This window comes from Thermococcus sp. (genome assembly GCF_015523185.1).
In the GTDB taxonomy this organism is placed as follows: domain Archaea; phylum Methanobacteriota_B; class Thermococci; order Thermococcales; family Thermococcaceae; genus Thermococcus.
On the sequence record NZ_WAKV01000069.1, the window covers coordinates 1 to 12,672 of the forward strand.

General features: G+C 51.7%; 13 protein-coding genes and 2 tRNA genes. 5 read left to right on the forward strand and 10 right to left on the reverse strand.

From position 1 onward, the window contains the following. Window positions 1–381: 381 nt before the first annotated feature. The 9 genes from F7B33_RS08160 to F7B33_RS08200 form a co-directional block, all read right to left on the reverse strand. Window positions 382–459 (reverse strand) — tRNA-Arg (locus F7B33_RS08160). 105 nt (window positions 460–564) lie between these two features. Continuing rightward, complete coding sequence (rpl12p, locus tag F7B33_RS08165; protein ID WP_099209919.1) at window positions 565–885, reverse strand: 50S ribosomal protein P1; 321 nt, start codon at window positions 883–885, stop codon at window positions 565–567. 59 nt (window positions 886–944) lie between these two features. Then, window positions 945–1,964, reverse strand: coding sequence for a 50S ribosomal protein L10 (locus F7B33_RS08170; RefSeq protein ID WP_297063255.1), 1,020 nt, complete (start codon window positions 1,962–1,964; stop codon window positions 945–947). Between the two features lie 5 nt (window positions 1,965–1,969). Next, window positions 1,970–2,620, reverse strand: coding sequence for a 50S ribosomal protein L1 (locus tag F7B33_RS08175; protein WP_297063253.1), 651 nt, complete (start codon window positions 2,618–2,620; stop codon window positions 1,970–1,972). 80 nt (window positions 2,621–2,700) lie between these two features. Continuing rightward, window positions 2,701–3,192 carry a 50S ribosomal protein L11 gene (locus tag F7B33_RS08180; RefSeq protein ID WP_297063251.1) on the reverse strand — a complete coding sequence of 164 codons (492 nt, stop codon included), beginning with the start codon at window positions 3,190–3,192 and terminating at the stop codon, window positions 2,701–2,703. A 34-nt stretch (window positions 3,193–3,226) separates the two neighbouring features. Continuing rightward, window positions 3,227–3,685 (reverse strand): transcription elongation factor Spt5, encoded by a 459-nt coding sequence (locus tag F7B33_RS08185; protein WP_297063250.1) that lies wholly within the window; start codon window positions 3,683–3,685, stop codon window positions 3,227–3,229. Window positions 3,686–3,695: 10 nt separating this feature from the next. Next, window positions 3,696–3,881, reverse strand: coding sequence for a protein translocase SEC61 complex subunit gamma (locus tag F7B33_RS08190; RefSeq protein ID WP_297063262.1), 186 nt, complete (start codon window positions 3,879–3,881; stop codon window positions 3,696–3,698). 32 nt (window positions 3,882–3,913) lie between these two features. Further along, window positions 3,914–5,035 (reverse strand): cell division protein FtsZ, encoded by a 1,122-nt coding sequence (gene ftsZ, locus F7B33_RS08195; protein WP_297063247.1) that lies wholly within the window; start codon window positions 5,033–5,035, stop codon window positions 3,914–3,916. A 115-nt stretch (window positions 5,036–5,150) separates the two neighbouring features. Beyond that, window positions 5,151–5,969, reverse strand: coding sequence for a D-aminoacyl-tRNA deacylase (locus F7B33_RS08200; protein WP_297063246.1), 819 nt, complete (start codon window positions 5,967–5,969; stop codon window positions 5,151–5,153). A gap of 226 nt (window positions 5,970–6,195) precedes the next feature. Between F7B33_RS08200 and F7B33_RS08205 the strand changes: the two genes are divergently transcribed. From F7B33_RS08205 to F7B33_RS08215, 3 genes are read left to right on the forward strand one after another with little or no spacing between them, the layout of a single operon-like run. Further along, on the forward strand, window positions 6,196–7,248 hold the full coding sequence (locus tag F7B33_RS08205) for a TAXI family TRAP transporter solute-binding subunit (protein WP_297074091.1): 1,053 nt from the start codon (window positions 6,196–6,198) through the stop codon (window positions 7,246–7,248). Further along, window positions 7,245–7,700: a DUF1850 domain-containing protein gene (locus tag F7B33_RS08210; RefSeq protein ID WP_297074092.1), complete on the forward strand. Its 456-nt coding sequence runs from the start codon at window positions 7,245–7,247 to the stop codon at window positions 7,698–7,700. Before F7B33_RS08205 ends, F7B33_RS08210 begins: the two co-directional genes overlap by 4 nt. Before the next feature lie 2 nt (window positions 7,701–7,702). Beyond that, window positions 7,703–9,988, forward strand: a complete 2,286-nt coding sequence (locus F7B33_RS08215) for a TRAP transporter fused permease subunit (RefSeq protein ID WP_297074093.1) — start codon at window positions 7,703–7,705, stop codon at window positions 9,986–9,988. Window positions 9,989–10,224: 236 nt separating this feature from the next. Here the strand turns inward: F7B33_RS08215 and F7B33_RS08220 are convergent, their stop codons facing one another. Next, a complete protein-coding gene (locus tag F7B33_RS08220; RefSeq protein ID WP_297063242.1) occupies window positions 10,225–11,433 on the reverse strand; it encodes a hypothetical protein in 1,209 nt (402 codons plus the stop codon). Window positions 11,434–11,491: 58 nt separating this feature from the next. On the opposite strand from F7B33_RS08220, the gene F7B33_RS08225 reads away from it, so the two are divergent. Both F7B33_RS08225 and F7B33_RS08230 read left to right on the forward strand, forming a co-directional pair. Next, on the forward strand, window positions 11,492–12,085 hold the full coding sequence (locus F7B33_RS08225) for an RNA ligase partner protein (protein ID WP_297074095.1): 594 nt from the start codon (window positions 11,492–11,494) through the stop codon (window positions 12,083–12,085). A gap of 25 nt (window positions 12,086–12,110) precedes the next feature. After that, window positions 12,111–12,187 (forward strand) — tRNA-Thr (locus tag F7B33_RS08230). Window positions 12,188–12,672: the final 485 nt, after the last annotated feature.

The following is a 12,672-nucleotide window of genomic DNA, read 5'->3' on the forward strand; positions in this document are numbered from 1 at the left end:
AAGGGCGTTATTCCAAAAAGAAACCACCAAAAACAAGCAAGTTCAAGAATAAACCCCTATTAAAACTGCAACCCAAAAGGACATACAAACCTTGGTCAAACTTCGCGAGCAAGCTTTTGGAAAAAGCTTGACCAAAAATGGCCCTTCCTTGCCCTCGGAATAAGCAAGAGATTAGCTGTGCACTACTCAGAAAGCAACTCTAAGAGGGGTTACTCTCCAAACAACCACGTTAAAACAGTTTCAACTCTGTTTTGGCGTCCTTCGGACGCCGTTTAGAAAATGAAACACTTTCAAGGGGCAAGTAAATGAGAAACCCACCCATAAAGGAACACTCCAAAAAAGGCACTACTTTTCCGCCAGCGCTTGCTTTGCAAGGGCTGATGGCGGGCCGGGCGGGATTCGAACCCGCGACCTTCGGCTCCGAAGGCCGACGCCCTGTCCAGACTAGGCCACCGGCCCAACCCTACATGGGTTAAGTCAACCAAACATAAAGCTTGCGGTTCAGTAAAAGCCACTAGAAAAAATTTAGACCCACATTTAAAGTTTGAAAGAAAAAGAAGAAGTTCAACCGAAGAGGGCACCGAGACCAGCGAGGGCCTCCTCCTCGCTGACCTCTTCCTCTTCCTCCTCTTCCTCCTCCTGAGCCTGCTCAGCACCGCCCTCGGCCGGAGCGGGAGCGGCGGCAACGGCGACCGGAGCGGCAACCGGCATGGCGGCCTTCTCGATGACCTCGTCGATGTTAACTCCCTCGAGAGCGGCAACGAGGGCCTTTATCCTTGCCTCGTCCGGGGTAACACCAGCAGCCTCAAGGACCTTCTTAAGGTTCTCCTCGTTTATCTCCTTACCAGCGGCGTGGAGTAGCAGAGCGGCATACACATACTCCATCTTTTCACACCTCCAATCATCTTCATTCTTTTATTCACACGTATGCGAGGGAAAGTAATTCAACCGAAGAGAGCGCCCAGCCCAGCGAGCGCATCCTCTTCGCTGGCTTCCTCTTCTTCCTCTTCCTCCTCAGCCTCCTCAACCTTCTCCTCGGTTGGTTGAGGAGCGGCAACGGCCACTTGGGCCTGAGCGTTTAAAAGCTCTTTGGTCTTCTCGTCGAGTAACTCTTCAGGCAGGTTCTGGGCTATGAGCAGGACAGCACGTATAGCCCTGCCAAATATGTCCTCGACTGTTTCTGGAGTAATGTAACCGGCCTCGACTGCAACGTTCTTGGCCCCAAGGAAGGCCTTCTGGATGATAGCCTCGATGGTCTGCTTGGTCGGGTAGGCGGTGTTGACCGACAGATTGAAGGCGTGCATGTAGGCTTTCTGGAGCATGTTGATGTACTCCTCCTCGTCTATCGCCAGCACATCAGGTGTGTAAACGATACCGTCCTCGTAGGCCGCGAGCAGGTTGAGACCGACCTCGAGAGGTTCTATTCCCAAAGCGTTGAGTATTCTCGCGAGCTGTTCGGTTATAACCTCACCGGCCTTGAGCACGGTGTAGTCCTTCTGGATGCTAACTTTACCCTTCTCAATCCTCGCAGGGATTCCAAGGGCCTGCATCTCACCGACGAGCGGGCCCGGTGGGATTGAGGTAGGGCCGGCAGGAATGACAACGTCCTTCGGAACGACTGCTCCGGGCTTGGCCGGTGCCGGCGTCTTGCTCTCCTCAAGGAGCTTGTAGAGCTTGAAGGGGTTCATCTCGGTGGCAAGTATGGCAGCGCCACCCTCGATGTAATCGGCGAGCTTCTCAAGGTCCGGCTTACCAAGCTCCTGAGCGGCCCTCTTTATAGCCAGCTCAATGAGGGTGTTCCTGCTGACCCTGAGGAGCGCCTTCCCGCGGAGCTTGTCACGCATCTTGCTGAGCGGATAAGCGGGGACACCGGCCACGTCAACGAGGGCAATCACTGGGTGGCTCTTGATTATCTTGGTGAGTTCTTCAACTTCCTTCTTCTTCCACTCGGCTACGTGGGCCATCTCCCTCACCTCTCAACCTTAACGGCCGGGCCCATTGTGGTCTTCACGTACACTGACTTCACCTGGTTCTCGCCACGCTCGAGCTTGTTGATGATAGCGTTGAGAACCGCCTCGGCGTTTTCGGCGAGCTTCTCATCGTCCATGTCCTCGGTTCCTATCGGGGCGTGGACAACCGGGTTGTTCTTGAGCTGTATCCTAACTGTTCTCTTGAGCTTGTTCACTATGGGCTCGAGGTTAGTCATGGTCGGCGGAACGACCTGTGGCATCTTGTTCCTCGGACCTAGGTACCTACCGAGGTACTTACCTATCTTTGGCATCAGTGGTGCCGCCGCTATGAAGAAGTCGTAGCGCTTCGCAAGCTTCCTCGCTTCCCTTGGGCTCTTCGCTATTTCCTCAAGCTGCTCTCCACTAATAACATCCAGCCCGAGCTTTTTAGCCGCCTCGGCAACGGCACCATCAGCGATGACCGCGATTTTGGGCTCCTTCCCACGACCGTGAGGCAGTACAACCTCAAGCTTAAACCTGTTCTCCGGCTTGCGGAGGTCTATATCCTTGAGGTTGACTGCTATCTCGACGGTCTGTGTGAAGTTACGCGGCTTAGCCCGGGCCTTCGCCTCCTTCACCGCTTCCACGAGTTTCTGCCTGTCGAAGGCCATTTACAGCCCTCCCTTTCGTTTTTCGATTTAAGCCGAAAAAGTCAAAGATGCGTAAAAGGAGGGATTTTTAAAGTTTTCCCTCACTCTTCAGCTTTCTCAAAAATCTCGTCGTAGAGTCCTTCGTCAATTTCCCTCTGAACTTCCCTTGGGTCCTTGCCCTCGACGGTAACGCCCATACTGAGGGCCGTTCCAATGACTTCCTTGGCAGCTGCCTTAAGCGTCGGTGCGAGCATCTGGTCAATCTTCATCTTGGCTATCTTGACGACCTGCTCCATGGTGAGGTTCCCGACCGGGGTGTGGCCGGCCTCACTTGAGCCCTTCGGAATGCCGAGCTCCTTCTTTATGAGCTGGCTGGTCGGCGGAATACCGACCTCAATCCTGAAGGTCTTCTTCTTGGGGTCCTCAACGATAATCTTGACGGGAACCTGCATTCCCTCGAATTCCTTCGTGGCCTTGTTTATCTCGTCAACAACCTGTTTAACGTTCAGTCCTAGGGGACCGATGGCAGGACCGAGCGGAGGTCCGGGTGTAGCTTTTCCACCTTCAACGAGGACTTCGACAACCTGTGGCATTTATCTCACCACCTTTACTTTTGTCTCGGGCCTGTCACTCCTTCTGGCGTTTGCTTATAAGTCTAACGTATTCGCCCCTCACCGTGACCGGTATCGGGACGATTGAGCCAATGAGCTCGACGACGATTTCGTCCTTGCTCTCATCAACCCTGACAACCTTGGCCTTCTCGCCCTTGAACGGGCCGGCAATGAGCTCAACGATGTCCCCCGGCTCGAAACCGCTAACGGCTGGCTTCTCCTCAAGGAAGTGCTCAATCTCGTGGAAGGGAATCTCGCCCGGGAGAACGCGCTTGGCGTGGCGGATACCCCTTATAGCTTCATCAACGGCGCTCTTGCTTGGGGCCTCAACGAAGATATAACCTTTAACCTTACTCGGGGCTAGTATGGCCTGGATTGGGATGTTGTACGTTTTTGCTTTACTGTAAATCAAGTTTGCAGTAGTTGTTTCTTGACCAACGGTAACGCTGACGGTGAATATCTTTCCCTCGGCCATGGTGCAACCCTCACGAGCCCGTGATGAAGTAGCCAATCATCCTGATGAGCATACCAATCAGGCCAATGATAATCATCCCAACTCCCGTAATCTTGACTGCGAGCTTGAACTCCTTCATTCCAGGCTTTCTCGTGACCATCAGAACCCTCTTGGATTCGTGGAGGAAGGTTTTAATGTTTTCGACGATGTTTGCCACTTTTCTCACCCCGTAAAAAGTTATTAAGCTGTTCAAAGCTCATCGAGGTCAAGCCTGATTGTCCTCTTCTCTTCCTCGCCAACGTAGGGGTTCTCCTCTTCCTCTGCAACGGCGTACGGCGAGCTAACACCTGTAACGACGAGGAGGATTCTAATCATCTTGCCGAGCTCCTCATCCAGCTGGATTCCCCAGATGACCTGAGCCTCTGGGTCGAGCTTGCTCGTAACGAGCTCGATTATCTGCTGGGCTTCTTCAAGCTTAACGTCGCTTCCGCTGATGCTTATCAAAGCGCCCTTCGCACCGCTGATATCAACGTCGAGGAGCGGACTGTTAAGGGCCTGCTGAGCAGCTTCTAAAGCCCTCTTCTCGCTGTCGCTCTCACCTATGCCTATCATTGCCACGCCACCGTCCTTCATGACTGCCCTAACATCGTTGAAGTCGAGGTTAACAAGTCCGGGCTTGGTTATGAGCTCGGTTATACCCTTAACGGCCTGAACCAGTATCTCGTCCGCAACCTTGAAGGCCATGTGTATCGGCAGGTTAGGAGCAACTTCCATGAGCTTGTCGTTTGGGATGACTATTACCGTGTCGGTGTTCTTTCTGAGCTTTTCAAGGCCGTACTCGGCGTTTTTGATGCGCCTTATCCCTTCAACGGTGAAGGGAAGCGTGACGACAGCAACGGTGAGGGCACCCATCTTCTTAGCTATCTCGGCAACAACCGGAGCCGCACCAGTTCCGGTTCCACCTCCGAGACCACAGGTAATGAAGACCATGTCAGCCCCTTCCAGTGCCTCCCTTATTTCCCTCTCGCTTTCTCTGGCCGCTTCCTCACCCACTTTCGGGTTGTTTCCGGCACCGAGACCACGGGTGAGTTCCTTTCCAATGAGTATCTTCTTGTGAGCCCTAATCTTGAGGAGATCCTGGGCGTCTGCGTTGATTGCAATTATCTTGGCACCCTCTATTCCAACTTGCATCATCCTGTTAACGGTGTTACAGCCAGCACCGCCGACACCGACGACGTATATCTTAGCCTGAATCTGCTCAAGGAGCTTTTTAAGCTCCTCATCTATGTCTGACTGAGGCTGAACCTCTGGGACGGCCTTCGGCTGGGCCGCCGAGGTCCTCTCGATGGCATCTTCAATCAGCTTCAGCATCTTTTCACCCTCCGAAGAGTTTAACACCCTTTGGAGTTTGTAGGGGAGTGGTATATAAACTTAGCTAACCCGAAACTGAACTTAACTGCCCCCAGGTCTCTTTAAAGGTTTCGGCTCAATCCCGGATGAACTCAAGGCCGAGCTCCTCCGCTAGGCCCTTCGCCAGTTGTCTGGTTTCTCCTTTGCTACCCTTCCAATCAACATAGACAGCATCAACTTTCTCAACGGTTCTTTTGATAGCCTTGATGAGCATCTCCTTTGGAAGGGGGTGGGTGTATTTTGGCGCGATATGGCCGAAGGCCAAATCGGTCTCTAGGGCACGTTTCGTCTGCTTTGGCGCGTAGTGACCGCCGCCTATCCCGACGGCAACCTTGAACTTGACCCTCTTATAGTTGTCAAGGACGTGGACTATAGTCTCGGCTATTATCTCACCCGCCCTGTCATTTACCCATTCCTCCTCGCTTGAACCTATCTCGATGAAAAAGCTCGGAACGTCAAGCTCGCTCGGTCCATGGTGGGTGGCTTCATAGCAGACGGTCCAGCCGAGGTCGTTCAGTTCGTTCATCTTGAGGAGTGCCAGTTTCATTGCGCTCGGCACCGCTATCGCGAGGCTCCCGTCCTTTCCACCGTACATCGCCTTTCCCCAGTTCCCGGTGACGTGGGTTGTCAGAGCAGGTAACTTCTGCTTGCTTGAGTGGCGGGAGGCAAAAGCTATGATTTCAGGCTTGAAGCCGAGCTGACTCTCGATAGTCTTGTCGAGGTTGTCGTAGTAAATCATCTCATCGTTGGTTGTCAAGATTAACGTTTTACCGTTGCGATAAACGGGGTTGCCGTCAAAGACCATGTCAGTTTCCTTAAAGCCAAAGTTCTCGATGAGCTTTTTCATTATGTTCATTGAGGCTAAGTCAACTTTTGTTGTCATTATGACATCCATCTTACTATCACCGGGACTCGGTTTGAAGCTGGCATATAAAACATTATGCCTGAACACACTGATGTCCAAAACTACCGGGGATTCTATGAAAATTGATAGAAAAAACGCATAACATTTTGCGAGTTTTTCGAAGTTGTAACGCAAACTATTTAAAAAAGAATGGTGCATTAATAGACTAATATGGCCATGTGGCCATATTGTGCGCATTGATGGGGAGGTGGGAAATTTGAAGAAGTTAACAACCCTGGCCCTTGTGGCCGTTTTGGTGCTTTCTATAGTGGTCGCTGGGTGTATAGGTGGAGGACAAAGCACAGAAACAGCCAGTGCTACCGGAAGCAAGAGCCCAGCAACTCAAAGTAGTGAAACCGCAACATTCTCAGGGACAATAACTATCTACACTGGTGGAACCAGCGGAGTTTACTACCCTCTCGGTTCAAAATATGCGGAGCTTCTTAACAAGGCGGGGATAAAAGCTAAAGCGGTTACAAGCGGTGCGAGCGTTTCTAACGCCAAAGCAATCGGCGATGGCAACGCCCAAGCCGCTATAATGCAGAACGATGTGGCTTACTATGCATACCACGGGCTTTATATGTTCGAGGGCAAGCCGATAAAGAACCTTCGCGGTGTTGCGGCCCTTTACCCTGAAACTGTCCAGTTCGTTGTCAGGGCTGACAGCGACATAAAGAGCCTTCAGGACTTGGCAGGTAAGAAGGTGGCCATAGGCGCCCCCGGTAGCGGAACGGCAGTCGCCGCAGAGCAGATTCTCAAGGCCGCTGGAGTCTGGGACAAGATTCAGAAAGTCAATCAGGACTTCAGCCAAGCCGCTCAGGCACTCAAACTTGGCCAGATTGACGCCGCTGTTATAGTTTCCGGAGCCCCTACTCCAGCTATAACCCAGATAGCCGTTACAACCCCAGTTAGGGTCATCCCGATTTCTGATGACGTCCTCAACAAGCTCAAGAGTGAGGGCTACATCTTCTACGTCAGGCAGGTTCTCCCCAAGGACACCTACAAGGGAATGACCGAAGATACACCAACCCTGGCCGTTAAGGCCATTCTTGTCGTCAGCGCGAGCCTTCCGGATGACGTCGTTTATGAGATGACTAAGGTTCTCTTCGACAACGTTGACGCCCTCCGCGCCGTCCACCAGAAGGCCAAGTACATAAGCCTTGACACAGCCCTCGACGGTATGAGCATACCGCTCCACCCAGGTGCCTACAAGTACTACGAGGAGAAGGGGCTCAACGTTCCAGACAACATCAAGCCACCGAGCGGGTGAGGGCCTTGAAAAGGGCCCTTTTCTTTTTTGCCATTATACTCCTCGCCACAGCCATTTTTCCGGTTAACTCATTGGTAATAGAGACCCAATCATCCTCGTATGTCTATCCCCTTGGCGATGCATGGCTAAGGATTGAGTACAACCACAGTGTGGAGCACAGCGAGGTAATAGAGGTCATTGAGGCCAATTCAAGCGGGATGTTCGTCAGAAAGATGCTCTGGAAAGACTTTGGGGCCGGCCTCCCTGAGGACATCCAGGGGAGGGAGGGTGATTACTACTACAAGCTCGTGGACCAGCCACTCGGAAAGAGTCTCGACTACTGGTTCATACCCTTCAACAGGCCCAAAATCCTTGTGGACAACAAAACCGTAATCAAGCCCCCAGTCCCAGGGCTTGTCCATTTCCGTGTTGAGAGATGTCCCCTAATTTTGGTAATCATCGGGAGGTGTTGAGGTTGGTAGAAGAGGAAAGGGTTGATATCGAAAAACTTGAAGAGGTTATAAGCAGGACAAGGAAACTTCCCCCGTTGTTTGACAAGATTGTAACTGTCGCCGCGATTCTCATCGGTATTTATGAGATTCTGTTCATCTTCAACTTTAATGGTGCCCTTTACGATATGCTCTCTAGGCTTGGGATAAAATTGAACTTTCTCCTGTACACATTTCAGAGCCAGCAGGGTGAAGCCTTTGTCCTGGCAATGATACTCCTCATAGCGTACTTGTTGTACCCGATGAGGAGAACCAAGGAGAGCATGCACAGAGTTCAGCCGGTAGATTTCGTATTCATTGGCCTTAGCCTCATTGCAATGTTCTACCTTTTCTTTAGGTATCCAAGCTACGCGGAAACGGCCACCGTCTACCAGCGCGACATAATCTTCGCATTGCTGGCCATCTTTGTGGTCCTTGAAGCCACAAGGAGGGTTATCGGGTGGGTTCTACCCCTAGTGGTTCTGGTGTTCTTGGGCTACGCAATACAGAACATAGGCTTCAACTGGACAGTGTTCGCCGAGCATATGTACCTTGCGAGCGAGGGAATATTCGCGACGCCGCTCTACGTCATGACAATCTATGTCTTTGCCTTCATATTCTTTGGGGCGTTCCTGCTCAAGATTGGGGTAAGCGACTATATCACAGAGTTTATGATAAGCCTCTTCGGCTCCCGTCCCGGAGGACCCGCGAAGGCGGCAGTTATAGCTAGTGGACTTATGGGAACTGTCAGTGGCTCAAGCGTCGCTAACGTTCTCACAACTGGAACCTTTACGATACCCCTAATGAAGAAAGCTGGCTATCCGCCTGAAATAGCCGGTGCAGTTGAACCTGTTGCCTCCACCGGTGGCCAACTCATGCCTCCTATAATGGGTGCCGCGGCCTTTATTATGGCAGAATTCTTGGGGGTCCCATATAACAAGATAATCATCGCCGCGGTCATTCCGGCCCTCGTCTACTACTCGGGGGTTTACCTCTTCATAGACAGGGAAACCAAGAGGCTCGGCCTCAAGGGCATGCCCAAGGAACACTTCAAACCGATACGCTATTTCCTGAGAAAGAGCTACATTCTCCTCCCCATAGCCGTCATAACGGTCGCCCTCGTCTGGGGAATCCCCGCCCACATAGCGGCAATCTCCTCCCTGGGTGTTGCCATCTGGGTCGCATGGATATCGAAGGACGAGATTCAAGGCAATGAGGCCCTTTACGTTGCAATAGTCCTTGTTGGAACCCTGCTGATGTTTTACGGAAAGGGAACTGCGGTGCTCCTAGGACTGATGGGACTACTCCTGGTTCTGGCAGTTTTAAAGAAGGAGGTTACCTTCAACGAAAAGCTTTATATCACTCTACTCTTCCTAGGGTTCATCGCCCTTAATCAGGCCATTGGTGTCCGCAGAGAGAACCTACTCTTCATGACAGGAATCTTCGGGATAGTTTTCTCCCTGATTGTTGGGGCAATCTCCAAGAGTAAGGACGGGAAAAAGATGTTCTCCGCCACCTACGAGTCGATGATTGAAGCAGGAAAGACCAGCACTGCTGTCATGCTCGCGGCCGCTAGCGCTGGACTCATCCAGGGTTCGCTGACTATAACAGGCCTTGCAAACTCCCTCGGCTACCGTCTGGCGGAGCTAACCGGTGGAAACCTCTGGCTACTCCTCATAGTTACCATGGTATTCAGCCTAATCCTCGGTATGGGTGTTCCAACAACGGCGAACTACATCATAACGTCCCTCGTCATGGCACCGGCCATCTATCAGGCGGTCAGCTCGGTTTACCCATACAACCAGCCGGTTCCCGGCTTTGCAACCGCCATAGCACTCCTAGCGGCACACTTCTTCGTGTTCTACTTCGGAATCCTCGCGGACATAACACCACCGGTGGCACTGGCCAGCTACGCAGGTTCGGCATTAGCCGGAGGCGACTTCTGGAAGACGGCTCTAAACGCAGTTCGCTACGCAATAGCCGGTTATATCGGGCCATATATCTACTTCACCCATCCAGAGATGTTCCTCATAACCGTCAAAGACTGGACGCCAGCAATGGTTGGGACGGTGCTCTACGACCTCTTCGCGACGATACTGGTTCTCTACATGCTGTCCGTTGGCTTTACTGGATGGCTCAAGGGGCACCTAAAGATGTACTACAGAATAGCAATAATTGCGGTGGCCTTCATCGCGGCCTCGCTCCATCCGATACCCATCGTCCTAGGGCTGGGACTTATAGCCATAGGGATGCTTGGAAAGGTTCAGGACTGATTAGTCATATTTTTCAGGATTTCAATTATTTTTTTGTTTGTTCTGTTCATGCTCTCCGTTGCAGTCTGGGCCGTTCTGTGCACCAGTCGAACTGCTATAAGAACCATTGTAAGCGCTAGTGCAATCATGAATAGGTATTCTATAGCGGCCTGAGCAGGTCTCATTTTCTCATCACCCCTCTAATGATTGGTAGATTTAGGGGCTATAACCTTTTGGTATAGAAGTGAAAGGGGAGCTCAGTAAAACATAACCTCAAACCCAATTTCGCTCAGTAAATCGGCCAGCTCCTCTGGGTCAACGTATGTCAGCAGGTGATGATTCCCGAGCGTTCCATCGAGGAACTCGGGGGCATCTTCAACCTTCAGCCTAACCTGAGTTCTGCACCTATTTTCGAGATGCTCGTTGCCAAGAACCTCAACGCCCGCAACGACAGCGCGCCTTCCGCGAACCTTAAAGAGGCTTGCCTTTCCCTTTGGGAACTCTACGTCAACACCAACACCGATACCGCTCTCGAAGTGGCTCCTCAGTCTATAACGCCAGAGGAGGGGCGCTGTGCAGTGGGCGAGTATAACGTAGTTTTCCCCAAAGTCGGCCACGTTGCCCATGAAGGCTGGCTTGTCAAAGTATTTCCTGATGATGTACATCCCAAGGAGGGAGTTGAGCTCACCCTCACAGCCAGCCGGAATCCCCTCGGCGTTGAACATTGCCAGGGCCAAACACGGCGTTGCGTTGAGCTTTCCTATGAGGTCGAAGCAACCTATCGTGAATCCATCGAGCTTGTAGTCACGCAGGATTTCCCTGATGGCAAGGTATATCCTTCCAGCCTTCATTAGGGCCTCCTTCCCGGGCTCCTTTATTTCTTCAGCTCCCTCAAAAACGTCCTCAACGACCTTCCACCCGTCATCGTCGCTTGTCTTGTCGTAGTACTCGTAGAACTTCTTGAGGCTAATCCTAGTGTAGGGGAGCTCGAACCCTTCGTTGACGAGCCATGGGGAGACTCTGCCTATTAAGCCAAGCCTCGCACGGAGAAAGGGTTCCAGCGTTTCGAGGGCGTCTTCATAGGCAAGCAGGGCCGCTTTGAGTTCGTCCAGGTCCTTAACAAGGGTTGAAGGAACGAGCCTCTCGCGCAGGAACTCCCTGATTTCGATTCCAGCCGCTAGGGAGTTGTTGAAGGGGTCCCCGAAGATAACGGTGGGCCTTCTGAAGACGAAGAACTCCTTGAGGAACCCCTCGGTTCCACCGGTCAGGGGGTAGAGGACTATGGCATCAACACCGTTGAAGTTGAGCTCCCCCTTTGCATTCTTAAAGTCCGCCCTTGAGCTTAGCATAAAGCCACCAACCACGTCGAAGTCCCCAGCAAGGGCCGTAAGAAATTCAGAAGCCTTTTTCTCAAATGACTTTGGATTTGCGAGTTCACTAACACCGAAGGCGACGCCAACCTTCATGCTTCCACCCAACTTTTTAAAGTCCCGACCCTAAATAACCTTGTGGTGGCTGATGACTCTGAGGTTCGTTCTTGACACCAGCGTATTCGTGAATCCAGAAATCAGAAAGGACTTCGGGGCTAACCCAACGGAGGCCATGAGAACCTTCCTTGGATACGCAGAGAAACTCTTCGGCAAGGTAGAGTTCTACATGCCACCCGGAATCTACAGGGAGGTTATGCACTTCGTTGATGAGGGACTGAAACCAGAGATAGAGCTCTACATCATCAAGAAGCCACCTAACCTACACGACCTAAAGATTCCGGCCTTCGTGGTTTACGAGCTGATAGACGACATAAGGAGAAGGGTTGATAAGGGCCTGAGGGTTGCCGAGAAGGCCGTTCGCGAGAGCGTAATTGAAATGGACAACGTTGACAAGGTAATCCAGAAGCTTAGAAGGAACTACCGAAAAGCCCTCCGCGAGGGGATAGTTGACAGCAAGGAGGACTTTGAACTGATTCTCCTCGCCAAAGAGCTCGATGCTACTATTGTTTCGGCGGACGTTGGAATACTGACGTGGGCCCAGAAGATGGGCATAAAGTGGATTGACGCTTCGGCCTTCAAGGAGGTTCTTGAGGGACTCGTCGAGAAGCTCGGAGGGAAAAATTTATAAAGGCTCCGTCCATCGTATCAACGACGCCCCGGTGGCTCAGCCTGGTGGAGCGGCCGCTTGGTAAGCGGCAGGTCGCGGGTTCAAACCCCGCCCGGGGCTCCACAAAAACTTCCCTTTCTAGAAGTTTCATCAAAGGCAGGGGTTCCTTTTGAGCGCTCTTTCCTAAAGGTTTATACTCTCATAAGGCCAGTTAAGGCGGGAGTTTCTTGAGGGGAAGCATTTGTATTGGTGTTTACATTCTCCGCGCTCAGAAGGAGTGCCTCTTAAGAATTAAAACCGCGCTCCACTGGACTTTTAAGAGCGAATTCCCAATTTAAAGGCCGTCCAAAAGCGCAAACACTCTAAAAATCCTTAGAAAAGAATCACAAACCTCAATCAAACTTTGCGCAGGCGAACAAGCTTTGGGAAAGCTTGACCAAAAATGGCCCTTACCATCCAAAAGGGCAAAGATTAGTCGTGCATTAACAAAAGGCAATTCAAGTTAGGGTTTAACACTAAACGAAACCCTCAATCAGTTTCAACTTTGTTTTTAGCGTCCGAAGGACGCCGTTTTAGAGTGAAACACTCTCCAAGGAGCAAATGAAGCT